The organism is Xanthomonas sp. A1809 (assembly GCF_017746015.1).
GTDB lineage: Bacteria > Pseudomonadota > Gammaproteobacteria > Xanthomonadales > Xanthomonadaceae > Xanthomonas > Xanthomonas euvesicatoria.
Genome location: NZ_JAGHWZ010000018.1, coordinates 39,824 through 65,506, shown reverse-complemented (window position 1 = coordinate 65,506; position 25,683 = coordinate 39,824). Strand labels below are relative to the sequence as shown.

The 25,683-nt window shown below is 65.5% G+C and carries 21 protein-coding genes and 1 pseudogene; 16 read left to right on the top strand and 6 right to left on the bottom strand.

Annotated elements, in window-relative coordinates:
• Window positions 1-27: 27 nt before the first annotated feature.
• Window positions 28-1,023, top strand: a complete 996-nt coding sequence (gene xth / locus J7396_RS20050) for an exodeoxyribonuclease III (protein WP_122272784.1) — start codon at window positions 28-30, stop codon at window positions 1,021-1,023.
• 34 nt (window positions 1,024-1,057) lie between these two features.
• On the opposite strand, the gene J7396_RS20045 is transcribed toward xth, so the two are convergent.
• A complete protein-coding gene (locus J7396_RS20045) occupies window positions 1,058-1,333 on the bottom strand; it encodes a PQ-loop domain-containing transporter (RefSeq protein ID WP_031422621.1) in 276 nt (91 codons plus the stop codon).
• 183 nt (window positions 1,334-1,516) lie between these two features.
• Between J7396_RS20045 and J7396_RS20040 the strand changes: the two genes are divergently transcribed.
• The 4 genes from J7396_RS20040 to J7396_RS20025 all read left to right on the top strand — a co-directional run bounded on the left by J7396_RS20040 (window position 1,517) and on the right by J7396_RS20025 (window position 5,053).
• Window positions 1,517-2,791: a molybdopterin molybdotransferase MoeA gene (locus tag J7396_RS20040; protein WP_209261995.1), complete on the top strand. Its 1,275-nt coding sequence runs from the start codon at window positions 1,517-1,519 to the stop codon at window positions 2,789-2,791.
• A 37-nt stretch (window positions 2,792-2,828) separates the two neighbouring features.
• Window positions 2,829-3,398, top strand: coding sequence for a molybdenum cofactor guanylyltransferase (locus J7396_RS20035; protein WP_031422624.1), 570 nt, complete (start codon window positions 2,829-2,831; stop codon window positions 3,396-3,398).
• Window positions 3,382-3,744 (top strand): hypothetical protein, encoded by a 363-nt coding sequence (locus J7396_RS20030; RefSeq protein WP_008575384.1) that lies wholly within the window; start codon window positions 3,382-3,384, stop codon window positions 3,742-3,744. Before J7396_RS20035 ends, J7396_RS20030 begins: the two co-directional genes overlap by 17 nt.
• A 226-nt stretch (window positions 3,745-3,970) precedes the next feature.
• Window positions 3,971-5,053 (top strand): AraC family transcriptional regulator, encoded by a 1,083-nt coding sequence (locus J7396_RS20025; RefSeq protein WP_029819399.1) that lies wholly within the window; start codon window positions 3,971-3,973, stop codon window positions 5,051-5,053.
• A 101-nt stretch (window positions 5,054-5,154) separates the two neighbouring features.
• Here the strand turns inward: J7396_RS20025 and J7396_RS20020 are convergent, their stop codons facing one another.
• The 3 genes from J7396_RS20020 to J7396_RS20010 all read right to left on the bottom strand — a co-directional run bounded on the left by J7396_RS20020 (window position 5,155) and on the right by J7396_RS20010 (window position 8,839).
• On the bottom strand, window positions 5,155-6,087 hold the full coding sequence (locus J7396_RS20020; RefSeq protein ID WP_029819400.1) for an SDR family oxidoreductase: 933 nt from the start codon (window positions 6,085-6,087) through the stop codon (window positions 5,155-5,157).
• Window positions 6,080-7,513 (bottom strand): NAD(P)-binding domain-containing protein, encoded by a 1,434-nt coding sequence (locus J7396_RS20015; protein WP_008575390.1) that lies wholly within the window; start codon window positions 7,511-7,513, stop codon window positions 6,080-6,082. The genes J7396_RS20020 and J7396_RS20015 overlap by 8 nt, the downstream gene beginning before the upstream one ends.
• Before the next feature lie 348 nt (window positions 7,514-7,861).
• Entirely contained in the window at window positions 7,862-8,839 is a 978-nt protein-coding gene (locus J7396_RS20010; RefSeq protein ID WP_209261994.1) for an NAD(P)-dependent oxidoreductase, read from the bottom strand.
• An 80-nt stretch (window positions 8,840-8,919) separates the two neighbouring features.
• Here J7396_RS20010 and J7396_RS20005 point away from each other — a divergent pair, with 80 nt between their 5' ends.
• The 8 genes from J7396_RS20005 to J7396_RS19970 all read left to right on the top strand — a co-directional run bounded on the left by J7396_RS20005 (window position 8,920) and on the right by J7396_RS19970 (window position 20,188).
• A complete protein-coding gene (locus tag J7396_RS20005) occupies window positions 8,920-9,492 on the top strand; it encodes an ANTAR domain-containing protein (protein WP_008575394.1) in 573 nt (190 codons plus the stop codon).
• A 4-nt stretch (window positions 9,493-9,496) separates the two neighbouring features.
• Window positions 9,497-10,585, top strand: a complete 1,089-nt coding sequence (locus tag J7396_RS20000) for a CmpA/NrtA family ABC transporter substrate-binding protein (protein WP_136733685.1) — start codon at window positions 9,497-9,499, stop codon at window positions 10,583-10,585.
• Window positions 10,586-11,498: 913 nt separating this feature from the next.
• Window positions 11,499-12,668: a nitrate/nitrite transporter gene (locus J7396_RS19995; protein WP_029819404.1), complete on the top strand. Its 1,170-nt coding sequence runs from the start codon at window positions 11,499-11,501 to the stop codon at window positions 12,666-12,668.
• A 58-nt stretch (window positions 12,669-12,726) separates the two neighbouring features.
• Window positions 12,727-15,144 carry a nitrite reductase large subunit NirB gene (nirB, locus tag J7396_RS19990; RefSeq protein ID WP_244669772.1) on the top strand — a complete coding sequence of 806 codons (2,418 nt, stop codon included), beginning with the start codon at window positions 12,727-12,729 and terminating at the stop codon, window positions 15,142-15,144.
• Complete coding sequence (nirD, locus tag J7396_RS19985; protein ID WP_209261992.1) at window positions 15,141-15,509, top strand: nitrite reductase small subunit NirD; 369 nt, start codon at window positions 15,141-15,143, stop codon at window positions 15,507-15,509. Before nirB ends, nirD begins: the two co-directional genes overlap by 4 nt.
• Complete coding sequence (locus J7396_RS19980) at window positions 15,506-18,316, top strand: nitrate reductase (RefSeq protein ID WP_209261991.1); 2,811 nt, start codon at window positions 15,506-15,508, stop codon at window positions 18,314-18,316. The genes nirD and J7396_RS19980 overlap by 4 nt, the downstream gene beginning before the upstream one ends.
• A gap of 81 nt (window positions 18,317-18,397) precedes the next feature.
• Window positions 18,398-19,144, top strand: a complete 747-nt coding sequence (cobA, locus tag J7396_RS19975) for a uroporphyrinogen-III C-methyltransferase (protein ID WP_170922837.1) — start codon at window positions 18,398-18,400, stop codon at window positions 19,142-19,144.
• Window positions 19,145-19,930: 786 nt separating this feature from the next.
• Window positions 19,931-20,188 (top strand): KGG domain-containing protein, encoded by a 258-nt coding sequence (locus J7396_RS19970; protein ID WP_005916070.1) that lies wholly within the window; start codon window positions 19,931-19,933, stop codon window positions 20,186-20,188.
• Window positions 20,189-20,269: 81 nt separating this feature from the next.
• Here the strand turns inward: J7396_RS19970 and J7396_RS22650 are convergent.
• A pseudogene (locus J7396_RS22650) lies at window positions 20,270-20,470 on the bottom strand (hypothetical protein).
• 367 nt (window positions 20,471-20,837) lie between these two features.
• Between J7396_RS22650 and J7396_RS19965 the strand changes: the two are divergent.
• From J7396_RS19965 to J7396_RS19955, 3 genes are all read left to right on the top strand, one after another.
• Window positions 20,838-21,347 carry a DUF892 family protein gene (locus J7396_RS19965; protein ID WP_008575404.1) on the top strand — a complete coding sequence of 170 codons (510 nt, stop codon included), beginning with the start codon at window positions 20,838-20,840 and terminating at the stop codon, window positions 21,345-21,347.
• A gap of 101 nt (window positions 21,348-21,448) precedes the next feature.
• Entirely contained in the window at window positions 21,449-22,369 is a 921-nt protein-coding gene (locus J7396_RS19960; RefSeq protein WP_029819408.1) for a M14 family metallocarboxypeptidase, read from the top strand.
• A gap of 333 nt (window positions 22,370-22,702) precedes the next feature.
• Complete coding sequence (locus tag J7396_RS19955) at window positions 22,703-23,401, top strand: DUF1349 domain-containing protein (RefSeq protein WP_008575406.1); 699 nt, start codon at window positions 22,703-22,705, stop codon at window positions 23,399-23,401.
• 130 nt (window positions 23,402-23,531) lie between these two features.
• On the opposite strand, the gene J7396_RS19950 is transcribed toward J7396_RS19955, so the two are convergent.
• Window positions 23,532-25,343, bottom strand: a complete 1,812-nt coding sequence (locus tag J7396_RS19950; protein ID WP_209261990.1) for an EAL domain-containing protein — start codon at window positions 25,341-25,343, stop codon at window positions 23,532-23,534.
• Window positions 25,344-25,683: the final 340 nt, after the last annotated feature.

The following is a 25,683-nucleotide window of genomic DNA, read 5'->3' as shown; positions in this document are numbered from 1 at the left end:
GCACCACGGAAGCGGCCACTTGCACCCATGTCAGGTACCTTACGTAAGATCGCGACGTTCAACGTCAACGGTATTGCCAGCCGTCTGCCGCACTTGCTGGAATGGCTGCAGCGCGAGCAACCGGACATCGTGGGCCTGCAGGAATTGAAATCGACGCAAGCTGCGTTTCCGGAGCAGGCAATCCGCGATGCCGGGTACGGTGTGATCTGGCAGGGCGAAAAGTCCTGGAATGGCGTGGCGCTGCTCGCGCGGGGGACCGAGCCAGTGGAGATTCGTCGCGGGTTGCCCTGGGATCCACGCGACATGCAAAGCCGCTATCTGGAGGCGGCAATCCATGGCGTGGTGGTGGCCTGCCTGTATTTGCCCAACGGCAATCCGCAGCCCGGGCCGAAGTTCGACTACAAGCTTGCATGGTTCGAACGCTTGATCCGGCATGCGAAAACGCTGGTGGACCTGCCGCATCCGGTGGCGCTGATCGGCGACTTCAATGTGGTGCCCACCGATGCGGATATCTACGACCCCAAGGGCTGGCGCAAGGATGCCCTGCTGCAGCCGGAGAGCCGCGAGGCCTACCAGACCCTGCTGGCACAGGGCTGGACCGACAGCCTGCTGGCCATCCATGGCCACACGCCGATCTATACGTTCTGGGATTACTTCCGTCAGCACTTTGCGCGCGACCGTGGGTTGCGCATCGATCATCTGCTGCTCAATCGCACGCTGGCGCCCGGCCTGCAAGATGCCGGCGTCGACAAGTGGGTACGTGCGTTGGAAAAGGCCAGCGACCATGCACCCACCTGGATCAGCGTGCGCGTACCGGATGCGCCCGCCGAAGCAGCGGCGGATGCCATGCCGGCTGCGAAGGTGCGCAAGCCGGGCGTAGCGAAAAAGGCGGCCGTGCCCAAGGCGGCCGCCAAGAAGACGCCCAGTGTCATCGCGAAAAAAGCGGCCAAGAAGATCGCTGCGAAGAGGGCCACAGCCGCATCGGCAAGACCACACAAGTCGGCGAAAAGAACGGCTGACTAAGCTCGACCGGCCGGCAGGAGTCCACGCAGCCTGTCTACGCTGCGCGTTCCAGCCTGCGGCGCTTGACCCGCTGCAATGCATAGCCGGTCAGGGCCGTCAGCAGGATCAGCACATTGCTGACGATAAACACCGCGTTGCCAACCAGATAGCTGTAGAGGATGAACAACACCGAAGCACTGATCTGGCCGAGGAACAACCAGCGCGAGACGCCCTGCGCGGCGTCGGAGCGCCATTGTTTGTAGATCTGCCGGATCAAGGTGGCGATCAGGATGATGCTGGCGAGCCAGCCCACGACGTCGACGAATTGCATGCGTGCAGTTGATCAAGGAAGGCCTGCAACCTTGCAGCGCACACTGTCTGCATACCGTTCGAGCAGCTTCAAGCGTGGTGTCTACGGTGATGCCCATCATGTGGCGGATGGACACACGACGGCCCCGCACGGCCACGCCTGTACCTGCTGCGCCAGGGGCCGGTATCCTAGCCGGGTCATCCATTGGTCGGCACTGTCCTGCACATGATCAGCTATGCCGAAGCACTCGCGCTGGTCCACGCGCACGTCGCACCCCTTGCCAGCGAGTGGGTGGCAAGCGCCGATGCCGAAGGTCGCGTGCTTGCCGACGCCTTGTCGAGCCAGGCCGAGTTGCCGCCCTTCGACAACAGCGCAATGGATGGGTTTGCATTGGCGACCGCGGGGATGGGTGCGTTGGCAGACCGCGAGTACGTGGTGAGCGGTACCGTTGCGGCAGGGCAGGACGCCGGTGCGGCTGCGATCGGTGCGGCCTGGGAAATCATGACCGGCGCCGGCGTGCCGCCGGGTGCCGATGCGGTAGTGCCGATCGAGCAAGTGCAGATCCTCGCGCACGACGGCGAGCGCCCCAGCCGCATCCGCCTGTGTCAGCCGGTGCGTACGGGCCAGCACATCCGTCGTCGCGGCGAAGACGTGCGCTTGCACGATCGCGTGATCGACGCCGGCACCATGCTGCGCGGTGCGCATCTGATGCTGCTCGCCGGCCTGGGCTGCGCGCATGTGCAGGTGGTGCGGCGGCCGCGCGTGGCCTTGATCGCCACTGGACGCGAGTTGATCGGCGACCCTGCACAACCCCTGCAGCCGGGCCAGATCCGCGATGGCACCAGCAGTTATCTGCTGGCTCAGTTGCGTGCCGCCGGCGCCGATGTCGTGTGGCGTGGGCAGGTAGGCGACGACGATGCTGCGTTCGATGCGTCACTGGCACAGGCCCGCCATGCCGGTGCCGATCTCATCCTGAGCACCGGCGCCGTTTCGCGTGGTCGGTACGATTTCATCCCGGAGGCATTGGCACGCCACGCTGCCGAAGTGCTGTTTCATAAGGTCGCAGTGCGACCGGGCAAACCGGTGCTGCTTGCGCGCTTTAGCGATGGCGCGCTGTATATGGGTTTGCCCGGCAACCCGATGGCCAGCGCGGCCGGTCTGCGCTTTTTCGTCGAGCCGGCATTGCGCGGTTTGTTGGGCATGCCGGTTGAGCATGGCGTGCGCGTCGCATTAGAGGCACCGATGCAGGCCAGGCCGATCTGGCGGCAGCATCTGCGGGCACGCCTGCTGTGCAGTGCGGCCGGCGCGTTGTCGGTGCAGATCCTGCCGCAGCAGGAATCCTTTCGTGTGGCCCCGTTGCTGCAGGCCAACGTCTGGGCGGTGCTGGAGCCACAGGACGAAGGCGCCGCAGCGAGCACGCATGCCCAGGTCTTCGGCCTGGGCCACCTGTACCCGGCCGCGCCGGCCATCGCGCCATGAACATGCCGGTGGGTGCCGCCCATCCCGGGGCTGTCGCATGACGCTGCAGCAGCCGTGGACGGGCGTGGTGCTGGCCGGTGGACGTTCGTCGCGCATGGGGCAGGACAAGGCCTTGCTGCCCTGGCATGGACGTCCGTTGCTGGAACAGATGCAGGCGCTGCTGCGCCAGGCCGGTGCGCAGCACGTGGTGGTCAGCGGCAACCGGCCCGAATATGCCGGCATTGCCGACGTCCATCCCGATCTGGGCCCGCTCGGCGGGCTGGCAAGTGTGATCGCGAACGCGGCCGACGCGACCACGCTGGTGGTGGTGCCGGTGGATATGCCGCTGTTGTCGGCCGCGTTGCTGGGCAAGCTGCTTGCGCCGTCGCAGCATCGCTGTGTGGCCTTCGAGGACCAGATGCTGCCGATGTGCCTGCGCCTGGATGCCAGCGTGCGCGAGGCGTTGACGGTGCTGATGGCGGGCGCTGCATCGTCACGCTCGCTGCGCGCCTTGCAGCATTCACTGCAGTGCCATCGCGTGACTGTCACTGCCAGCGAACGCGCTGAGTTCGTCAATTGCAATACGCCCGAGCAATGGAGCCGGCTGATCCATGAAAATCCAGATTGAAGGCCAACATCTGCGCTTTCGTATCGACGAGGACGAGCTGGCCAGCCTGCTGGCCGGGCGTAGCGTCGACAATCTCAGCCGGTTGCCGAGCGGGCAGGGCGCGCGGTTGGTGAGACACAGCGTGAGCCTCACCGGCGGTCACGCCGCATGTAATTGCGCCACCGATCATTGGCAACTGGCGATCCCGCGCGACGCGCTGGAGGAACACGCACGCCAGCTACCGCGCCGTGACGGGCTTCAGTTCAGTTTCGATGCGGGCGCTGGGCATGCCGAGGCGATGACCTTGCAGGTCACCTTCGACGTGGATGTGCGCGACAGCACGCGCAAGCGTCTGTTGCGGGATTGATGGCTTGACGCGCCGGCAGCTGTTGGCTGGACCTGCACGCCATCGCTTGCGCTAAAGTGCGGCCGAGCGGTTGAGGCCGCATTGTCGCGAGGACGCAACGCATGCAAGACGTTCGGCTCCGGCCGGCTTGTACCGCTACATGGCACGCGCTGCATGGTGGCGTTATTGGCTGCACGGCACGCTGGCACCGCGGCGAACGCGAACGCTCCGCGGAGCACTGCTGAGCATGCCGCGTGCGCGCGCGGCCGTCACCCGCAGCCAGCCCATCTCCGAGGTCGGCAACGCGCGTCCTGCGCCGGCCGATAACCGCCGCACGGCCAACATCGTTCCCAACACCGTGCGCTCGCTGCTGGGCCTGGTCGAAGATCGCGGACACGCGCCGGAGCGGCTGTGCAAGGGGTTGGGGTTCACCGACCGCGACCTGCACGACCGCGACCTGCTGCTGTCCTACCAGCAGGTGCGTGCGCTGATCCTGCGCGCACGCCGTCTGCTGGACGAGCCGGCGATGGGCCTGGCGGCCGGCATGCGGCAACGGCCGGTGTCCTGGGGCCTGACCGGGCTGGCCATGCTCACCTGCGAAACCTTCGGCGAAGCGATCGCCTATGGCCTGGGGCATCAGCACGAAGCCGGGGCGATGATGCAGCACCTGTTCGCACAGCAAGGCCCCGAAGCCTGCATCGAACTGGTGCCGCATGTATTCGACCTGGAGATCGAGCCTTACCTCATCGAGGAAGCCTTTGCCGGTGCCCTCAATGTCAGTCGCTGCATGCTGGGGCCGGACATCCGACCGCGCGCGGTGGAACTGGCCTTCGCGCGATCGGCCCCGCTGGAGATCTACACGCGTTTTTTTCGCTGCCCGGTGCGGTTTGGCGCTGGTCGCAACCGGATGACGCTGGAGGCAAAGTGGCTGGCCGCGCGGTTGCCGGGCTACGACCGCACCACCTGCGGACTGTTGCGGCAACAATTGGAGACCCTGATTCAGCGGCCGTCGTCGCGCAACGAGTTGGTCGAATCGATCGCACTGCGGCTGCGCAGCGATGCCGAGCGTGCGCCGCGGCAACCGGAGCTGGCGCGCCAGGCCAATTGCAGCGAGCGCACGTTACGGCGTCGGCTCGGCGCGCAACAGGTCGGCTACCGGGCACTGCGCGATGCCGCCCGCTACGAACGTGCGCAGGATCTGCTGCGCAATTCGCAGATGACCGTGGCCGAGGTGGCGCAAGCGGTGGGATACGCCGATGCACGGGCGTTTCGGCGCGCCTTTCAACGGTGGTCCGGTCGTTCGCCCGGACAGGCGCGCGATCCGCGCTGAGCGTTCGACCAGACACGGTACTTGGCCGTAGCGGCGCACCGGTTTGCCCTCCAACAGCGCTGCCGCCGCATGCGCTGCGCGTGCGGGCGCCAGGCAGCGGCTCAGGTCCGCTGCGTGGTTGCTCGCGTTGCGGCGAGGGTGTGCGGGTCTTCGCGGTGAGCGGGCGGCACCACTTCCCATCCGTCCTGGCGTGGGCGAATCAGGCCGCGCTGCTGCAGCGACGCAAGATAGTTGCGATGCCCACGCTCGGCGCTGCGTGCGAACAGCGGCAGGGCGCGCGTCAGCAGGTTGGGCAGCAGCATGGCCAGCCGCACCGTCCACGATTCGCTGGGGCGCACGAAGCGCTCCAGGCACGGTGCGTCCAGGCACCGCAACACCTGCAATGCGACTTCGTCCGGTTGTTGCGGCCGATCCATGAACTGCAACTTGTTGCCGCCGTTGAGGGCCTCGCGCATCAGCATCGGGGTGTCGGTGGCCGACGGGTTGACGATGGAGACGCGAATACCCAGGCGTGCGCCGTCCAGTCCCAGGCAGAGCATGGCACCGCGCAGCCCGAACTTGCTGGCCGAGTAGACCGTCGATTCCGGCAACGGGAACATGCCGCCCAGCGAGACGATGTTCACCACGCGCCCGTCGCCACTGCGCTGCAGCAGCGGCAGCAACCGGTGCGTGAGCAACAACGGCGCCATCAGGTTCAACTCCAGTTCGCCGCGGATCGACGCCGGCGTGCGCTGCTCGAACGGCGTGGTGCCGACGATGCCGGCATTGTTGACCAACAGCTGCAACTGGCCCCAATCCGTGTCGAGCCGCTCGGCGAGACGGTCGCGCGCGGCCGGATCGGTCAGGTCGGCCACCTGCGCGCACGCCAACGGCCCCAGCGCCTGCACCGCACGTGCCAGTGCATCGGCATCGATATCCACCAGCAGGCAGCGCACGCCGCGCTGGATCAGGCGCGCGGCGGTCGCGCGTCCCAGCCCGCCGGCGCCGCCGGTGATCACCGCATTCCAGCCGCGCAGATCCTGCGGCTTAGCCATGGGCAACCTCGCTGTCGGCTAGCCGTGCGGTGGCGGTAGTGCGCATGCGTGGATCGCCACCGGCGTCGAGCTTGAGCGCGTCGTACATGTGTTCGCCCAGTTCGCCCCAGCCCAATCGCCTGCGCAGCTGATGCAGATAGCGTTTGAATGCATGCGCCTCGATGTAGACGGCGTGGCGCTGCGATGCCACGAAACGGATGCCGCCGGACAGGTCCGGTGTATCGTTTTCGATCAATGCATCGAAGCGGCGTGCGCTGGCAGGATCGCGGCGCTGCGCGGTCAGGTAGGACGCGATCATGTGGGCCTGGGTGTCGAACAGCTTGTACGCGCTGGAATTGGTTTCCAGGTAGCCGATCCCGAACAGATTGCGATGCGTGCGGTTGAACATCGACAGGTACATCTGCGGGCGTCCGCCGTTCCAGAGGAAATACTCGCTGGCATACGGGCAGCTCCAGCGGTAGCCGGTGGCGCACAGCAGCAGGTCGATCTGCTCGCGGCTGCCGTCCTTGAACACCACGTGCCTGCCGTCCAGTCGGTCGATATCGGGTTTGACGGCGATGTTGCCGTGCTGGAGATGGTGCAGCAGCTGGGCGTTGAGCAGCGGGTGACTTTCGAACAGGCGATGGTCCGGCTTGGGCAACCCCAGCCGGGCCAGGTCTCCGTTGACCAGCCGCAGCAGGGCCGAAAAGATCGGGCGTGCCAGCCACAGGGGCAGGTGCGGACCGGTTTCGGCGATCTGGTCGACCGGAATCCCCATCAGGTGCTTGGGGATGAAGTGATATCCGCGGCGCACGCTCAGAAAGGCGCGTTGCGCATGCATGGCCGCCTCGCAGGCGATGTCCGCGCCGGAGTTGCCGGCCCCCAGCACCAGCACGCGCTTGCCACGAAATTCGTCGCCATGCCGGAAACTCACCGAGTGGCGGATCTCGCCATCGAAGTGGCCCGGCAATTGCGGCATGCTGGGGTCCCAGTTGACGCCCGACGCGCAGATCACCGCGGCGTAGAGGCGCTGCGAGCCATCGGCCAACGTCACCTGCCAGCGCCCGTCCGCCTGTTTGTCGATGCGCAGGACGGCGGTGTCGAACTGGATCTTCTCGCGCAGACCGAACGTCTCGGCAAAGCTGCGCAGGTAGGCCAGGATCTGCCGATGCGACGGGTAGTCGGGGTACTGGCGCGGCATGGGATGGCCGATGAAGGCCGACAGATCGCGCGAGGAAATGAAATGGGTGGAGTCGTAGATCGGCGAGCCGGGGTTGCTGACGTCCCAAATCCCGCCCAGGTCGCCGTGGCGTTCGAACTGGTCGTAGTCCAGCCCCTGCGCCTTGAGCGCACGTGCCGCACTGAGCCCACCCGGGCCAGCACCGATGATGCAGACCGCATCGCTGCGGTCGAGCGGGAACGTCTGGGACGGCGAAGGCGTCTGCATGGTGTGGCGATGTCCGAACCGGGATGACGTGCTCGACTGTAGGCGGATGCGCGCGCCGTGCTGGGGACTTTTTCGGCCAGGCAGGGGGTGAAATCGGTCACGCTGGGTGCCGTTGCCTGGCTTGCTGCACGCCGTGACGCGGTGCCGATGGCATGCGCCGGCGGGTAGCAGTCGAGCGCCATTGCGCGGCCGCGGGCCGTCATTTCCCTGGGATGGTATCGGCGGGTGCTCCGGCGATCGGTGTGTCGAACGCACGGGTTGGCAGCAGGACACGGCGCGCCGAGCGTTGCTGGCGCGGTAGGCAGTCGCGTTCAAGCGCGTCGAATCCGGCAACGCGCTTGGAAAAATCTAGCGGAGCGGCAAGCCCGGAACCCGCACCGACAGGATGCCCTGCGCGTGCAGCGCGGCGTCCAGCTCCGCCGGGATGGCATCGCCGCTGCCCATGCGCAGGACCACGACCTGCAGCCCGGCGCCAACCAACTCCACTACGACGGCCTGCTGCGCGCCCGGCGTCTCCGGCCAGGCGCGCCGTTGCGCATCCCGGCGCGCCAGTTCCATCACCGCGGCGGGCACGTCCGACGCCAGCAGCAGCACGTCGGCCAGGTTCAGGGCACGCAAGGCATTGAGCGTGAGCAGGCCGGGATCGCCCGGGCCGGCACCGACCCATTGCACGCTGCCGCGCGCCGGAACGCTGTCCACCGCGTCCAACGCAGCGGCAAAGGCGGCTTCGGCGGCGGCGGTATCGCCGGCCTGCAGCAATTGCGGCACCTTCCCGTCTATCACCTGGTCGAACCAGCGGCGCCGCCGGTTCATGTCCGGCAACTGCTGACGAATGCGCTCGCGGTGCCGGGCGAACAAGGCCGCCAGCGTACCCACCGACGCATGCAGTTCGCGCTCCAGTCGCTCGCGCAGTCGGCGCGCCAGCATCGGCGCCGCGCCCGCCGACGAAATCGCAATCACCAGCGGATCGCGGTCGACAATGGCCGGCACCTGGTAGGTGGAGAGCTCGGCATCGTCCACGACATTGACCAGACGCTGGCGTGCGCCGGCCGCTGCGGCCACACGTTGATTCAGATCCACATCATCGGTGGCGGCGACGACCAGCCACACGGTGTCGATCCAGGCAGGATCGAACTCGCCTGTCATTTGCTCGAAGCGCCCGGCCTGCAGCAGCTGGGCAAGTTCGGGCGAAAGCGCATGCGCATACAGCCGGATGTGCGCCTGCGCCTTCAGCAGCGCCAGCACCTTGCGTGTGGCGACTTCGCCGCCACCGATCACCAGCACGGCGCGCCCCTGCAGGTTGGCGAACAACGGGAACAACGGCATCGGACACTCCGAAAAGATGGCTCGCACGAGCGGCATGTTGCATGGCACCATCAGGCCACGTCCATGCCTCGCTGCTGTCAATGCGTGTTTTGCTGGTCAACGATACCGAAAAGCCGATCGGCGAACTGCGCCAGGCACTGACGCGCGCCGGCTACACGGTGCTCGATGACGTGGCCTCGGTCAGCGCGCTGCTGCATGCCGTGCAACGCCAGCAGCCGGATGTGGTGGTGATCGACGTGGATTCGCCTTCCCGCGATACCTTGGAGCAGCTGTCGATGTTGCATGCGCATGCGCCGCGGCCGGTGGTGATGTTCTCCGGCGATGGCGACGATGCGTTGATCCATGCAGCGGTCGGCGCGGGCGTGACGGCGTACGTGGTGGATGGCTTGGCGCCTGCGCGGTTGGCGCCGATCGTGCAGGTGGCGCTGGCCCGTTTTGCGCAGGAAAGCAGCATGCGCAAGCGCCTGGACGAGGTCCAGCAGGCGCTGCAGGACCGCAAGCAGATCGACCGTGCGAAGGGCTTGCTGATGGAAAAACGTGGCCTGAGCGAGGCCGATGCCTATGCCGCATTACGCCAGCAGGCGATGAAGCAGGGCGTCAAACTGGCCGAAGTGGCGCGCCGCATCGTGGCCATGGCCGAGTTGTTGGGATGAATCTATGAGTCAAGCCGAATATCCCGTCCTGCGCGTGGCCTACCTGCCATTGATCGACTGCGCGCCGCTGGTCGCTGCGCAACACCTGGGTCTGGACCATCGACATGGTCTGCAGCTGGAGTTGCAACGACAGGCATCCTGGGCCGGCGTGCGCGACCGTTTGCTGGCCGGTGAAGTGGAGGCAGCCCACACCCTGGCCAGTTTGGTGTATGCGATCGACCTGGGCATCGCCGGCCCGCAATGCCCGATGGCATTGCTGATGACGCTCAATCACAACGGCCAGGCGATCACGCTGGCGCCTGCACTCGCGCACGCGTTGGCGGCCGGCCGCACGCTGCCACAGGCATTGGCAGGATTGGGGCGGCGTGCGGTGTTCGCGCAGACCTTTCCTACCGGAACGCATGCGCTGTGGCTGTACTACTGGCTGGCTGCAGGCGGGGTGGACCCGATCGGCGATGTGGATGTGCTCAGCATTCCGCCACCGCAAATGCCCGAGGCGTTGGCCAGCGGATTGGTCGACGGCTATTGCTCCGGCGAGCCGTGGGCGGCGGTGGCCGAAGCGCAGGGCACGGGGCGGCGTGTGATCCGCAGCGGCGAGTTGTGGCCTGGCCATCCGGAGAAGGTGCTCGCCTGCCGCCGTGAATTTGCAGCACTGCAGCCGGAGTTGAGCGAGCGCTTGACCGCTTGCGTGCTGGAGGCCTGCCGTTGGCTGGACGCGGCGCCAGCCAATCGCGCGCACTGTGCGCAGTGGCTGGCCGAGCCGCAGCATATCGGGGTGCCGGCGACGCACCTGGCGGTGTGTCTGGGGGCGCATCCCGAGGTTGAGTCGCATGTTGGTTGCGGCGCTGCCGCCGATGATGCGACTGCGCTGGCCTTTCACCGCGGCGGGGTGGTGAATATGCCGTGGCTGTCGGACGGCGAGTGGTTCCTGGGCCAGTTCCAGCGCTGGGGATGGCATGACGTTCAAGACGACGACATCGCCCGGCTCGGCGATATCCACCGACTCGACAACTATCGGCGTGCCGCCGCACGTGTGGGTGTCGTCGCGCCGGACAGCGATCATCGCAGCAATCGGTTGTTCGATACGCCGTAACGCGATGGATCAGGCGTGCTGGAGTCTGCGCTGATGGCTGGAGAGCGTAGAGGGATCGCAGGGAGAGCGGCTGGTCTGCAGTTTGGCTGCAGGGGCCCTTGCCGGCCCACCAGCGCAGGACAGGCTGCAAGTACGTCCATGTAGGCTCTACACGGCATCCATGCCGCGTAAGCTCCCGCGACGGTGGGCCGGCAAGGGCCAGTGGAGATGGTCGGTGCGCCAGGTTTCAAACAGAGCAAACAGCAAGCCGCACGAGGCGGTTTCCTCGCTCTTCCACAAACCGCCGGCCAACTCCCAGGTGCGGTGTCCTCGCCGCTTGCGGCATGGATGCGGCCATCGAGCCTGCACGGACGTACTTGCAGCGTGTCTGCGAGCGGTGAGGGCGCCGCGCGCTCCATCGGCCAGGCGTTTGATCTCGGCAGTCGCGCCAATGCGTTCGACTGCACCCAGTCACGCCGTCTAGCTTCCCTGACGCGCAATGGCCGGCCTGGCGCCACGATCATGCGTGGAGGGACGGCGTGTCGCAGGAATATCGATCGATCGCGTCCGCCAGCAACGCACGTTGTTGGTGCATTGCTGCACGAAAGCCGGGAATGGTGAGCTGCGCCAGCGGCTACCCGTTACCTCGCGCGAGACCGGCAACCAGCCGCCAACCCTTAATTTATCAAGCGCTTGCAGCGCAGTGAGGCCGCGGTGAGAAAGTTGGCACGTTGATTGCGTAGGACGCACGTGCAGGTACAACGGCGTGCCTGCAACAACATGCAGACGATGCCAGCGGCTCAACGGCGAGCCGCATGCATCCAGGACAACGGCGTCCTTCCGGTTTACCGGAGGGCGCCGTTTTTTTTTGGCCATCGCACTCGAAGAGGTCTCTATGCAGCGCTCGTTCTGGCGATCAGGGCATACGCCCACGTTGTTCGCATCTTTCCTGTATTTCGACCTGAGCTTCATGGTGTGGTATCTGCTCGGTCCGCTGCAGGTGCCGATCGCGCAATCGCTGGGGCTGGATACGCAGCAGCGTGCCTTGATGGTGGCAGTGCCGATCCTGTGCGGCGCCGTGTTGCGCCTGGTACTGGGCATGTTCGCCGACCGGATCGGCGCCAAGCGTGCCGGCATGGTCGCGCAGCTGGCGGTGATCGCAGCACTGTTCGGTGCATGGCAACTGGGCGTGCACAGCATGGGGCAGGTGCTGTTGCTGGGCGTGCTATTGGGGATTGCCGGTGCATCTTTCGCGGTGGCATTGCCGCTGGCTTCGCGCTGGTATCCGCCCGAGCATCAGGGCACCGCGATGGGGATTGCCGGAGCCGGCAATTCCGGCACGGTGCTGGCGGCGTTGTTCGCCCCGATGCTGGCGGCCGCTTTCGGCTATCAGAACGTGTTCGGCCTGGCGTGCATTCCGTTGGTGCTGACGCTGGTCGTGTTCGCAACCATCGCCAAGGAAGCACCCACGCCGGTCGCGCGCAAGCAGTGGTCCGACTATGGCCGCGTGCTGGTGGGCAACCGCGATGCATGGCGCTTCATGTGTTTCTACGCGATCACCTTCGGTGGCTTCTCCGGCTTTGCCAGCGCACTGCCTGGTTACTTCCACGACCAGTTCGATTTCGATGCGCGTACCGCGGGGTGGGCCACCGCAGCGTGCGTACTGGCCGGCTCGGTGATGCGCCCGCTCGGCGGCGTGATTGCCGACCGCCTCGGCGGCACGCGCGCCCTGTTGGCGGTGTATCTGCTGGTCGCCGGGCTGGTGGCAATCGCCGGATTTGGTGCCGGCGGCGCCACGATCACGCTGGCGCTGTTCGTGCTGACCTTGTTGTGCCTGGGCGCCGGCAATGGCGCGGTGTTTCAACTGGTGCCGCAGCGCTTCGGCCAGGACATCGGCGTGATGACCGGCCTGATCGGCATGGCAGGCGGCATCGGTGGATTTGCGCTTGCCGCAGGGCTGGGCGTGCTCAAGCAGCACACCGGCAGCTACGCGATCGGCATGTGGTTGTTCGCTGCCTTCGCGCTCGGCGGCTGGGCGTTGCTGGCCGGCGTGAAGGCGCAGTGGCGCAGCGAATGGTCAACCGCAGGCGCGGCGCGCGTCTGATATGTCGACAGGAGCCCAGGCAATGAAGCAACCCAGACTCGTCGTCATCGGCAATGGCATGGCCGGCATCCGCACCGTGGAAGAACTGCTCAAGCTGATGCCGGGCATGTACCACATCACCGTGTTCGGCGCCGAGCCGCATCCCAACTACAACCGCATCCTGCTCTCGCCGGTGCTGGCCGGCGAGCAGGAATTCGACGACATCGTGCTCAATCCGTTGCAGTGGTATCAGGACAACGGCATCCACCTGCATTTGAACAAGGAAGTCACGCGCATCGACCGCGTGCGCCGCCGCGTGATTGCGGCCGATGGTACGCAAGCCGAGTACGACCGGCTGCTGATCGCCACCGGCTCGGTGCCGTTCGTGCTGCCGATTCCCGGTAACGACCTGAAAGGGGTGATTGGGTATCGCGATATCCAGGACACGCGCACCATGATCGATACCGCGCGTAGCAAGCAGCACGCGGTGGTGATCGGTGGTGGGTTGCTCGGGCTGGAAGCGGCCAATGGGCTCAAGCTGCGCGGCATGGAGGTGACGGTGGTGCATCTGGCCGGCTGGTTGCTGGAGCGCCAGCTCGACCCGGTGGCCGGCAACCTGCTGCAACAGGCCCTGCGCGCGCGTGGCCTGCACTTCAAGCTGAGCACCGCCACCAGTGCGCTGCTGGGCAATGCGCAGGGCGAGGTGATCGGGGTGAAGTTCGCCGACGGCAGCGAGATTCCCGCCGATCTGGTGGTCATGGCGGCCGGCATTCGCCCGAACACGCGTCTTGCCGAAGAGGCAGGGATTCATTGCTCGCGCGGCATCGTGGTCAACGACAGCCTGCAAAGCTTCGACCCACGCGTGTACGCGGTGGGCGAGTGTGCAAACCATCGCGGCATTGCCTACGGCCTGGTCGCGCCGCTGTTCGAGCAAGCCAAGGTCTGCGCAAACCACCTGGCGCAGTTCGGTATCGGCATTTATCGCGGTTCGGTGGCATCGACCAAGCTCAAGGTCACCGGCATCGACCTGTTTTCTGCCGGTGATTTCATGGGCGGCGACGGCTGCGAAGAAATCGTGCTCTCCGACCCGGCCGGTGGCGTCTACAAGAAGCTGGTGATCCGCGACGATGTCCTGGTGGGCGCGTGCCTGTACGGCGACACCAGCGACGGCGGGTGGTACTTCAAGTTGCTCAAGGACGGCACGCCGATTCAGGCGCAGCGCGATCAACTGATCTTCGGCGAAAGCGCGCTGGGCGATGCCGGCACCGGTGGCCAGGACCGCGCCAGTGCGATGGCCGACAGCGATGAAGTGTGCGGCTGCAACGGCGTCTGCAAGGGCACGATCGTCAAGGCGATCAGCGAGCAAGGCCTGTTCACCGTGGACGAGGTGAAAAAGCACACCAAGGCGGCCAGTTCGTGCGGCTCGTGCACCGGCCTGGTCGAGCAGATCCTGATGAATTGCCTGGGCTCCAACTTTCAGGAAACCCCGAAAACCAAGGCGGTATGCAGCTGCACCGACCTCAGCCACGGCGAGGTGCGCCGCGCCATCCGCGAGCACAAACTGCTCACGCATGCACAGGCTTATGCGTTCATGGAATGGCGCACACCCAACGGTTGCGCCACCTGCCGGCCGGCAATCAACTACTACATGCTGTCGACCTGGCCGCATGAGGCCATCGACGACCCGCAGTCGCGTTTCATCAACGAGCGTGCGCACGCCAATATCCAGAAAGACGGCACGTTTTCGGTGATTCCGCAGATGAAGGGCGGGGTGACCAATGCCAGCGAGCTGCGCCGGATTGCCGATGTCGCCGACAAGTATGCGGTGCCCATGGTCAAGGTGACCGGCGGCCAACGCATCGATCTGCTTGGGGTCAAGAAGGAAGACCTGGTCGACGTGTGGCGCGATCTGGGCATGCCCTCCGGCCATGCGTACGGCAAGTCCATCCGCACGGTGAAAACCTGCGTCGGCAGCGAATTCTGCCGGTTCGGTACCCAAAACAGCACGCAGATGGGGATCGATCTGGAAACCATGCTCGCCAACATGTGGAGCCCGCACAAGGTGAAGCTGGCGGTGTCCGGATGCCCGCGCAATTGCGCCGAATCCGGCATCAAGGACGTGGGCATCATCGCGGTGGATTCCGGCTGGGAGATCCATATCGGCGGCAATGGCGGCATCAAGACCGAGGTGGCACGCTTCCTGGTCAAGGTGGCCACCGCCGACGAAGTGCGCGAATACACCGGCGCGTTCCTGCAGCTCTACCGCGAGCAGGCGTATTACCTGGATCGCACGGTGCACTACATCGCGCGGGTAGGGCTGGATTACATCCGTGCGCAAGTGGTGGACGACACCGCCAACCGGCGTGCGCTGTACGAGCGCCTGCTGTATTCGCTGGAGGGTCTGGTCGACCCGTGGAAGGCGCGTATCGCCGGCCAGCGCCGACAGGAATACCAACCGCTGCGCGTTGCGGCGCCGGCTGCCACGGTGGAGCAATGAGCATGCATAAGCCGCCTGCCTGGATCCGCATCTGCGCTTTGCAGGAATTGCCCGCACTGGGCGCACGCGTGCTGGAGATCGAGGGCATCGAACCGATCGCGTTGTTCCGCACTGCCAGCGACCAGGTATTCGCGCTACGCGACCGGTGCCCGCACAAGGGTGGACCGCTGTCGCAAGGGATTGTTGCCGGCGACACCGTGACCTGCCCGTTGCATGGTTGGGCCATCGCGCTGCAGAGCGGGCAGGCATGTGCGCCGGATGTGGGTTGCGCGCCGCGCTATCCGGTGAAGGTGGAAGCCGATGCGGTATGGATCGTGTTGCAGCCGGCGACCGCGCCGGATGCTGTCGCCGAGCCCGCCGTATGAGCGAAGGCCTGCAGCATCTGTCAAGCGACGAAGCCGCGCAGCCGCAGGCCGCGTTACCGATGCACCGCATCACGCGTTCGTCCTGCTGCTATTGCGGGGTGGGCTGCGGTGTGCTGATCCACAGCGAGCATGACGCCGATGGCGAACGCATCGTCGGCATCGAAGGCGACCCGCTGCACCCGGCCAATTTCGGGCGCCTGTGCAGCAAGGGACTGGCACTGCCGCAGACGGTGGCCAGCACGCAGGGGCGTGTGCTCCAACCGCAGCTACGCCGTCATCGCCAGGCGCCGCGTACCGCAGTGGGTTGGGAGCAGGCACTCGACCATGTGGCCCACAAGCTGGCCGCCATCATCCAGGAGCATGGCCCGGACGCGGTGGGGTTCTATCTCTCCGGGCAGCTGTTGACCGAAGACTATTACGTCTTCAACAAGCTGGCCAAAGGCCTGCTCGGTACCAACAACATCGACACCAATTCGCGGCTGTGCATGTCCAGCGCGGTGACCGGCTACAAGCTTGCGCTGGGTGCCGATGGCCCGCCCACCTGTTACGACGATCTGGAGCTGGCGCACACCGTGCTGTTTGCCGGCAGCAACATGGCCTATGCGCATCCGGTGCTGTTTCGCCGGCTGGAAGAGGCACGCGCGCGCAACCCCGACATTCGCTGGATCGTGATCGATCCGCGGCGTACCGACACGGCGGCCATGGCCGATCTGCACCTGGCGATCGAGCCCGGCACCGACGTCGCCTTGTTCAACGGCATGCTGCATCACCTGATCTGGGAGGGCCTGGTAGACGCGCGTTTCGTCGCGGCACACACCGAGGAGTTCGATGCCCTCAAGCGGATGCTGCGCGAGTACACGCCGCGCATGAGCGCCGAGATCTGCGGCATTGCGCACGAGGATTTGGTGCAGGCGGCCGAATGGTTCGGGCGCAGCCGTGCAGCGTTGTCGCTGTATTGCATGGGCTTGAACCAATCCGTGCACGGCACCGACAAGAACCTGGCCCTGATCAACCTGCATCTGGCCACCGGGCAGATCGGCAAGCCGGGCGCGGGGCCGTTTTCGTTGACCGGTCAACCCAATGCGATGGGCGGACGCGAGGTCGGCGGCATGGCGACCATGCTGGCGGCGCATCGCGAGATTGCAAATGCCGACGACCGCGCCGAACTGGAACGGCTGTGGGGCGTGCCAGCCGGGCGAATCTCGCCAACGGCAGGCGCACCGGCCGTGCAATTGTTCGAGCGGCTGCGCGCGGGCACGCTCAAGGCGGTGTGGATCGTGTGCACCAACCCCGTACATTCGATGCCGGAGGTTGCCGGCATTCGCGCCGCGCTGGAAAACGCCGAATTGGTGATCGTGCAGGAGGCCTTTTCCGGTACCGACACCGTGCCGTATGCCGACGTGTTGCTGCCGGCCGCCAGCTGGGGCGAGAAGGACGGCACGGTGACCAACTCCGAACGCCGCATCACTCGCGTGCGCAAGGCGGTGGAAGCACCCGGGCAGGCACGTGCGGATTGGTGGATTGCCAACGAGGTGGCGCGCCGGCTGGAAGCGCGCCTGGCACCAGTGCGCGGGCCGGGCCTGTTCGCATTCAAGCACCCTGCGCAGATTTTCGACGAGCATCGCGCGCTCACGATCGGCCGCGACCTGGATATCGGCGGCCTGGATTACGCGCTGCTGGATCATGGCCCGCAGCAATGGCCGTTTCCGGCAGGCAGCACGCAAGGGCAGGCCCGGCGTTACACCGACGGCGTATTCGCGCACGCCAACGGGCGTGCACGCTTCCACGCCACGCCGTATCGCAAGGTGGCCGAAGCCACTTCGGCACGGTTCCCGATGCGGCTGCTCACCGGACGCCTGCGCGACCAGTGGCATGGCATGTCGCGCACCGGGCGGGTCGCGGCGGCATTCGCGCATAGTCCCGAGCCGGCGCTGCGCATGCATCCAGGCGATGCACAGCGGCGTGGGCTGGTGGCCGGCGAACTGGTGCAGATCGCAAGCAAACGCGGTGCGCTGGTGCTGCCGCTGGAACTGTCGGACGAACTGCGCTCGGGCACGGTGTTTGCCCCCATGCACTGGAGCGGGCAGAGCCTGTCCAGCGGCGGCATCAACGAAGTCAGCACGCCGGCAGTGGATGCGCGTTCGCAACAGCCCGAACTCAAACACACGGCCGTGCGGGTGGAAAAGACCGCGTTCGGCTGGCATCTGCTGGCGGCGCGGCGTGGGGATGCACTCGCCTTGCAGCAGGCGTTGCAACCGCTGTTGCGCGACCGCGGCTATGCCTCCCTGCGCCTGCATGCCGAGCCCTCGAGCGGCAACAAGCGCCGTGCAGCCGGGGATTGGGTCGTGTTGCATGCCGCCTGCGAACGCGCACCCGATGCCAGCTGGATGGATCGCCTGGTCGTCGCCTTGCAGCTGCCGGCCGGCGCGGATGTGCTGGAGTACCGCGACCTGCGCCGCGGGCTGATGCGCCGCGTTGGCTGGCGCATGCAAGACGGGCATCACCATATCGACGGCGTGCTGCTCACTGCCGCGCAACCCGGCGACGCCGATCGATCGTTGCTTGCCACCGCACTGGCGGGTGAACCGTGGCGGGGTGCGCGGCTGTCGGTCTTCGCCCATACCCACAGCGCACCGAGCGACCCGATCGTGTGCACCTGCATGCATGTCTCGGCCGCCGCGATTCACGCGGCCATCGACGACGGCGCCGATGTTGCGCAGCTCAAGCAACGCCTGGGCTGCGGCACCGTGTGCGGCTCCTGCGTGCCGCAACTCACTCGGCTGTGCCGGCAAACGCGGCTTGCGTGAGTGCACCTGTCCTCTGAATGCACCGTCCCTCCACACCCAACGAGAACTCCCATGTCAGTCACACCTTCCTGCGCACGTGATGTGGTGTTGTTGTCTGCCGGCCCGGGCGATCTGGAATTGCTCACCATCAAGGCGGTGAAGGCCCTGGCGTCGGCGCAGGTGCTGCTGCTCGACGATCTGGCCAACCCGGAGATCGTCGAACTTGCACCGCAGGCGCGCGTGATCCGGGTGGGCAAACGGGGCGGATGCCGTTCGACACCGCAGGAGTTCATCTGCCGGCTGATGCGTCGCTACGCGTTGCAGGGCCTGCGCGTGGTGCGCGTGAAAGGGGGCGATGCGCTGCTGTTCGGCCGCGCCGGCGAAGAGATCGCCTTTCTGCGGCGTGCCGGCGTCGGCGTGCAGGTGATCAACGGCGTGAGTGCGGCCTTCGCTGCGGCGGCCGCACTGGAGGTCTCGCTGACCCATCGCAGCCATTGCCATGGCATCACCTTCGTCACTGCGCACACGCACGACCACGGCGAACCGAATTGGGGTGCGCTGGCGGCCAGCGGCACGACGCTGGGTATCTACATGGGCCTGCGCCGCGCGGATGCGCTGGCCGCTGCATTGCTGGCGCATTTGCCGGCCAGCACGCCCGCCGCCATCGTGCAGGCCGCCACACGGCCGGAGCAGCAACGTCGCCTCACCACCTTGGGCGAGCTGGGGATGACAGCCGCCGCGCTGCCACCGGGCCTGCCGACCTTGTTGCTGGTGGGCGGTGCTCTGTCCGAAGCTGCTGCAGCGTGCGACGACCGCGATGGGCCGATGATGGTGCAGGCCGTGGGGTGAGGCGGCGCACCACCGCTGACGCGGCTGCGGGGCAGGGCGATTCGGACTCACGGTTGCCGCCCGACATGGTGCGTGCGCGTCCGGAGACTGCTTGCCCAGCCTCTGGGGCAGCCGCATCCGGGCGTGGACGGCACGGCACGGCTAATGGTTCCGGCCCGGCGTCAACGTCGGCCAGTGGTACCCACTTGCACACAACCGCTAAGTCTTTCGCAAGGCGGGTAGCAACGCCTGAGGCGTTGATGGCGCATCAGTGCGTGCCCAGATCCACGCGCAGTCTGTGTGCGGGCCTTGCCTGTTTCAACCTGTGGCTGCGCCGCTGTCTGGCAGTCCAGTGGCGAATTGGCCGAGCGATCTGCGGTATCGGCAGCACACGTCTTGCGAGGCGCTGCGCACGCCGGCACCGAGGCGACTGGCGCGCGCAGACGATGAGTGAGCTGTACGCAGACGGCTGTTCCCGCACCATGCGTCGCAACCGGACTACGCGAGATTGCAACACACCTGCATCAGGGGCGGGCGCTTGGTCCAGGCATAGCGGCTGATCCCTGCGGCGCCTGCGCAACCCGTCCAGCGGCTGCAGACGGGTTGCGCCCCGTGATAGCGCTATCTACCTAAGAGGTAGGCCGAATCGTCCGGCGATGCGAAGGTGTGCAAGATTTGCGCAGCGAGCGCAGCCGTTTTTTCCTGCATCCATCCGCAATGCACCGCGGAGCCTGCCTTTCCGGGTTGGCACGAATGTTGCGGTTAGCCCAATACCCAGGCGTAACCGAAGCATCGAGAGGAGGCACAGTGGAAGACGGACAAAACACGACCCGTAGCCGGCGCGGCTTTGCCGCATTGGATCCGGAGAAGCGCCGCCTGCTGGCGAGTAGCGGCGGCAAAGCCGCGCATGCCAGCGGCAATGCGCACGAATTTACCAGCGACGAAGCGCGCGAAGCTGGCCGCAAGGGTGGCCAGGCCGTGAGCCGCGATCGCGATCACATGTCGCGGATCGGCAGCAAGGGCGGGCGTTCCAAGCAGGCCAAGCCGCAGGAAGAATCCGCTTAATCCAGCCATCGGCGCGCCATGGCGCGCCGGTTTGGGAGCGAATCTTGCGGAAGGCTGGACACAGGCGCTACGCCCATGCGGCTAGCGCCTGTGCTGTTTTCGGTTTGAAGCAAGCCGATTGCTGCACGCGGTAATGCGCAATCGATTGCAGATTTTTGCACGCCGTCATCGTGCGTGATGGCCTGTGCACCTGGAAAGATTCATGAGCGCCTGCTGTGCAACGCATCAAGCGCAAGCGAGAAATTTTTGCAGTCGTGCATTGATGTCCGACATCGATTGCATGGAAAAATTTCACTCCAGCCACGATGCCGTTTCCAACATCGGCAGGATTTGCAGCCCACCCGGTTTGGGGCTCACCTGCGCCACGGCGGCATGAAGCGTCCCCACCATCGCTCGCAGGGCCCCGGGGCCTTAGATGGTCAGCGCGGTCAGTGACCCACGCATTGCATGCAGATCCCTCAGCGATCGCCGCGCAGATCCTCAGTTCCGTGCGACGACATACAGACAGGCTGTGGAAGGCGGAGCCGCCAGTGCCTCCGCGTCATGTCAATGCCACGTAGACGTCGCACGCAGCGTTCACTTGGAACAGTCACATCTTTCATCCGCGCCGCTGCAGGCTGGACATATCGCAAACACACAGGAGAACCCCATGGCCGAACCCCAAGAAAACCTGATGGACTGGCTGCGCGATGCGCATGCGATGGAGCAGCAGGCCGAGCAGATGCTCAAGGCCCAGGCTGCACGCATCGAGCACTACCCCCAGCTCAAAGCCCGCATCGAGCAGCATCTGGAAGAGACGCTGGGGCAACAGCGCCTGGTCGAGTCGTGTATCGAGCGCCTGGGCGGTTCGCCGTCGATCATCAAGGACGCGATGGGCAAGATGGCCGCGTTCGGGCAGGCAATGGGCGGCATGACCACCTCCGACGAAATCGTCAAGGGTGCCATGGCCAGCTATGTGTTCGAAAACCTGGAGATCGCGACCTACACCGCCTTGCTGGGTGCCGCCAAGACGGTGGGCGATACCGAAACGCAGCGCGTGTGCGAGCAGATCCTGCCCCAGGAACAGGCCATGGCCGATTGGCTGTTGGCGCATCTGCCGGAGTTGACCGAAGAGTTCCTGGTCCGCGACGCCACCCCAGGGGTCACGGCGAAGAAGTAAACATCAGCGACGCAGGTTTCATCGGCTCCGCAGCGCGGGGCCTTTTTGCTTCTGTGCGCAGAGCGCTTACCCTTGGCGGCTCCTTCGCACCGGTGTCTGCAATGACGACAAACCCAACGTATCCGATCGGCACGCCCGGGCAACCGTGGGGTGAGCCGGAACGCGCCCTATGGCGCGCACGCCAGCTGCAGCAACGCAGCTATGCGGAGGATGTCGTGCAGCAGGTCGCCGCACTGGCCGAACAGTACGAGCGCGTGCAGTACGGCACCATTACCCATGCGCAAGGGGAGTATCCGTTGCTGGCACTGCGCAGCGCGCAGTGGGACGACAGCCTGCCGTGCGTGTTGGTCACCGGCGGCGTGCACGGCTACGAAACCAGCGGCGTGCAAGGTGCGCTGCAATTCCTGCAACAGCGTGCTGCCGACTACGCAGGCAAATGCAATCTACTGGTGGCGCCGTGCATCAATCCCTGGGGCTATGAACGCATCCAGCGTTGGAATGCCGATGCAGTCGATCCGAATCGCGCGTTTCGCCGCGACAGCCCGGCCGAAGAGTCGGCTGCGCTGATGCGGCTGGTGGCCTCGATTTCCGGCCGAATGCTGGTGCATATCGATCTGCACGAAACCACCGATAGCGACGAGAGCGAGTTTCGCCCGGCGTTGGCGGCGCGCGACGGCGCGGTGTTTGTGCCGGGGAGCATTCCGGACGGGTTTTACCTGGTCGGCGACAGTGAAGATCCGCAGCCCGCCTTCCAGCAAGCGGTGATCGCAGCGGTGGCCGAGGTAACGCATATCGCGCCTGCCGATGCGGATGGGCAGCTCATCGGTGCACCGGTGGTGGGGCATGGGGTCATCAATTATCCGGTGCGGCGACTGGGCTTGTGCGCCGGCGTCACCGATGCGCGGTATCGCACGACCACCGAGGTCTATCCGGATAGCCCACGCGCCACACCCGACCAATGCAATGCTGCGCAGGTGGCGGCAATCTGCGCGGCAATCGATTACGCACTGGCGCAGCACTGAGGGCAGGGCACCTGGAGCAGCTAACAAAACGACTGCACAGCCGCCAGGCCCACCTGACGACTGTTCGCTACGTTTGTTGGCCGCTCTTCGGCGCCACGCGGCAGGGTTGGCCGGCAAATCGCTTTACGTCGCGCGCCCGCAATTGCCCGCGCGGATTCGGGCCTGGGTTTTGCGACGACGTCGCATGTATGCGGCCCATCTGCACGGCTGCGCATCGTCGAAGCACGAACCGGCGCCTTGCCTGCATGGCGAACAGAGGAGGGGCCGCACCCATGCGGCCTTGCGCGTACAGCACGTAAACTACGCGTTCATAAGTCGCAGGAGCGCAGATCCATGCAACACGATGCATTCAATGGCGCACGCAGGCGGGTGTTGGCTGGCATGGTCGGGATGACGCTCAGTGGTGGCGCGTTTGCACAACAGAACAATCCGAGGAAAACCATGGCGCAGGACAGCAGCTGGCACGCCGGAACCTGGCTCAACCGGCCGAAGACACTCGATATCAACGGCGACACGTTGGATGTGGTGACCGACCAGGCGACCGACTTCTGGCGCAAGACGCATTACGGATTCACCCGCGACAGCGGGCACTTTCTGGGCATCAAGGCGGGCGCAGGCTTCACCGCGCAGCTGCGTGTGCGCGCGCAGTACGAAGCCTTGTACGACCAGGCCGGCATCATGGTGCGCGTGGACGAGCAGCACTGGGTCAAGGCCGGGATCGAACTCAGCGACGGGCGCGCCATGCTCAGCAGCGTGTTGACCAACCCGGTTTCGGATTGGGCAACTGGGCCGTACGAAGCCGACCCCAAGGATTTCTGGATCCGTGCCACGGTTGCCGATGGCGTGCTGCGCCTGCAGGTCTCTGCGGATGGCCGTCACTGGCCGCTGGTGCGGCTGTGTCCGTTTCCGCCGGCAAGCGCCTATCTGGTCGGACCGATGTGCTGCACGCCCGAGCGCTCAGGTCTGAAGGTGCGGTTCTCCGATTGGGCACTGAGTGCGCCGCTGGGCAAGGACCTGCACGATCTCAGTTGAGCGCTAGGAGCATTGCTGCATTGCAGGCAGCAGGTTGGACGTGCATCGCATCGCAAGGCATCGTGCATGCATCCGCACGGCGCGGCGTGGTGCGATTGCCTGTCCGGCGCATCCGCGCACCGCCGCGGCTCTACGGCAGACGCTGCAGCGCCCCGGTTTGTTTGACGTAGTCGGCCACCAGATGCGCCTCCATGGGTTTGGCGAGCAGATACCCCTGTGCCTCATCGCATCCCCAGCTCCGCAGCAACGCAATCTCATCGGCGTGCTCGATGCCCTCGGCCACGGTGCGATAACCCAACGCGTTGGCCAGGCGCACCACCGCCTCGGCGCGCATCTGCATGCCGGTTTTGGTGGCGATGCCAGTCACCAGCGACCGGTCCAGCTTGAGCACATTGACCGGCAACTCGGTGAGATAGCCGAAGTTGCTATAGCCGGTGCCGAAATCGTCGATGGCCACGCTCACGCCTGCATCGCGCAGCGCGCGCAGCCGCGGCACCGCTTCGACATTGCTGCGCAGCCAGCGGCCTTCGGTGATTTCCAGCTCGATGCATGTGGTGGGAATCGCCAGGTCCTTGCAGCGGTTGATCACATCCGCTGCCAGGTTGATGTTGCCGAAATCGCGCGACGACAGGTTGATGGAGATGGAAAAATCCAAGCCCTGAGTACGCCATTCCGCCAGCTGTACCAAGGCGCTTTCGATCACCCAATTGGTGACCGTGCACATCAGTGCGGTTTTTTCGAAGAGCGGGATGAACTCGTCGGGACCGATCGGGCCGAGGCTGGCGTGATGCCAGCGCAGCAACGCCTCGAAGCCGGTCACCGATAAGTCTTCAAGGTTGATGCGTGGCTGGAACACCAGCCGGAAATCGCCGGCTTTCAGGGCCTGTTCGGCATCCAGCGCCAGGCGGTACGAGCGTTGAATCGCATCGTCGTGCGAAGCGCTGTACCAGCACACGATGGCATGATTGTTGATGGCATCGCCCAGCGCCACCAGGCCCTTGCGCATCACATCGTTGGTGTCCGGCTGCTGCGGGGCGAAGCGCACCACACCGGCATGAAAGGTCAGCGACATCGGTACGCCGGCGGCATCCACCGGCTTGTGCAGCATGTCGCGCAGATCCAGCAGCAGGTCTTCCATCTCGTCCGGCGCGGAGTTGAGCAGAAAGAACGCAAAGCGCATCGAGGCCACGTGGTAGACGGTGGCCTTGCCGCGCAAGGCGCGGGTCAACACGTAGCTGGCGTGGCGAACCAGCTCTTCCAGCGGCTGCATGCCCAGCGCCTGGCGCGCCTCGTTGGCGGCCTGAGTGTCGTAGACCTCAATGAACGCTGCAATGGTAGGCACGCTATGGCTGCCGAAGGCGAGGGCGTCCAGATCCGATTGCAGCTGACGCGTATTGAGCAAGCCGCTGTGCGGCTCGCGTCGGCCCGCACCGAACTGCAGTTCCAGCTGTGCGGCAGCCACGTTGGCGAACATCAGCAGTTGCTGATGCTCCTGGCTTGCCAGCCGTCGCTCGCGCGTGTCGATCACGCACAGGGTTCCGGAAATTCCTGTCTGCGGCGCACCCACGGGCACGCAGGCGATGAAGCGCGCGGGCAAGCCGGGGAACGCGGCATCGCCGAGTTGAATTTGCGCGAGCGTTGCATGCTCGATCAACTCGGTCACGCCATTTAGCGCTGGCGGAACCTGCTGGCACAGCTCCATGGCCTGTTTGACATGACTGCTGCTGATGCCACGCGCTGCCAGCACACGCAGGCGCCCGCCCTCCGTGATGGTCAGCGCAGCAGCCGGCGCCACCAGGGCATGGCAGAGCAATCGTGCGATTTGCTCCAGGGGCTCCATGCCGCCCAAGTCGATCGGCACGCCTGACCAGTCGAAGTGGCGATCCTGCGGTTTGTCGTCCGGGGCAAGCGTCATGGCATCGGGTTCCGTGTCGAAGATCACACACTGCACCGCTACTAGAAACAAACCGAGGTCATCGATAGGTGACGGAAACTCCACGAACTACGTGTCGAGCCAATCACTTTCGATTTTTTCTGCAAACGTCGAGCTGCCTGGCAGTCCCCACAATAAACCATGCTGTTGCGCTCGCGATATACAAATACCGCACTCCACTGTCCGCTGTCGACTACAAAATGGTCTTACTCTCTAAAGCAAACTCCGAAACTGATTGGCACCCTGCTGGAGGGTGTGTCGGGCTTTGCAACGCAGCAAGTTTCGTTGAACGCGATTGTTATAAGTCAAAGTTGCCGGCCCAGCTCAATTGCGCATCAGTCTGCTTTAT

What these genes read in the sequence shown, in the direction of transcription:
- xth (WP_122272784.1), top strand. Translation starts at nt 28, where the DNA reads ATGTCAGGTACCTTACGTAAGATCGCGACGTTCAACGTCAACGGTATT.
- J7396_RS20045 (WP_031422621.1), bottom strand. Translation starts at nt 1,333, where the DNA reads ATGCAATTCGTCGACGTCGTGGGCTGGCTCGCCAGCATCATCCTGATC.
- J7396_RS20035 (WP_031422624.1), top strand. Translation starts at nt 2,829, where the DNA reads ATGACGCTGCAGCAGCCGTGGACGGGCGTGGTGCTGGCCGGTGGACGT.
- J7396_RS20030 (WP_008575384.1), top strand. Translation starts at nt 3,382, where the DNA reads ATGAAAATCCAGATTGAAGGCCAACATCTGCGCTTTCGTATCGACGAG.
- J7396_RS20025 (WP_029819399.1), top strand. Translation starts at nt 3,971, where the DNA reads ATGCCGCGTGCGCGCGCGGCCGTCACCCGCAGCCAGCCCATCTCCGAG.
- J7396_RS20020 (WP_029819400.1), bottom strand. Translation starts at nt 6,087, where the DNA reads ATGGCTAAGCCGCAGGATCTGCGCGGCTGGAATGCGGTGATCACCGGC.
- J7396_RS20015 (WP_008575390.1), bottom strand. Translation starts at nt 7,513, where the DNA reads ATGCAGACGCCTTCGCCGTCCCAGACGTTCCCGCTCGACCGCAGCGAT.
- J7396_RS20010 (WP_209261994.1), bottom strand. Translation starts at nt 8,839, where the DNA reads ATGCCGTTGTTCCCGTTGTTCGCCAACCTGCAGGGGCGCGCCGTGCTG.
- J7396_RS20005 (WP_008575394.1), top strand. Translation starts at nt 8,920, where the DNA reads ATGCGTGTTTTGCTGGTCAACGATACCGAAAAGCCGATCGGCGAACTG.
- J7396_RS20000 (WP_136733685.1), top strand. Translation starts at nt 9,497, where the DNA reads ATGAGTCAAGCCGAATATCCCGTCCTGCGCGTGGCCTACCTGCCATTG.
- nirB (WP_244669772.1), top strand. Translation starts at nt 12,727, where the DNA reads ATGGCCGGCATCCGCACCGTGGAAGAACTGCTCAAGCTGATGCCGGGC.
- nirD (WP_209261992.1), top strand. Translation starts at nt 15,141, where the DNA reads ATGAGCATGCATAAGCCGCCTGCCTGGATCCGCATCTGCGCTTTGCAG.
- J7396_RS19980 (WP_209261991.1), top strand. Translation starts at nt 15,506, where the DNA reads ATGAGCGAAGGCCTGCAGCATCTGTCAAGCGACGAAGCCGCGCAGCCG.
- J7396_RS19965 (WP_008575404.1), top strand. Translation starts at nt 20,838, where the DNA reads ATGGCCGAACCCCAAGAAAACCTGATGGACTGGCTGCGCGATGCGCAT.
- J7396_RS19960 (WP_029819408.1), top strand. Translation starts at nt 21,449, where the DNA reads ATGACGACAAACCCAACGTATCCGATCGGCACGCCCGGGCAACCGTGG.
- J7396_RS19955 (WP_008575406.1), top strand. Translation starts at nt 22,703, where the DNA reads ATGCAACACGATGCATTCAATGGCGCACGCAGGCGGGTGTTGGCTGGC.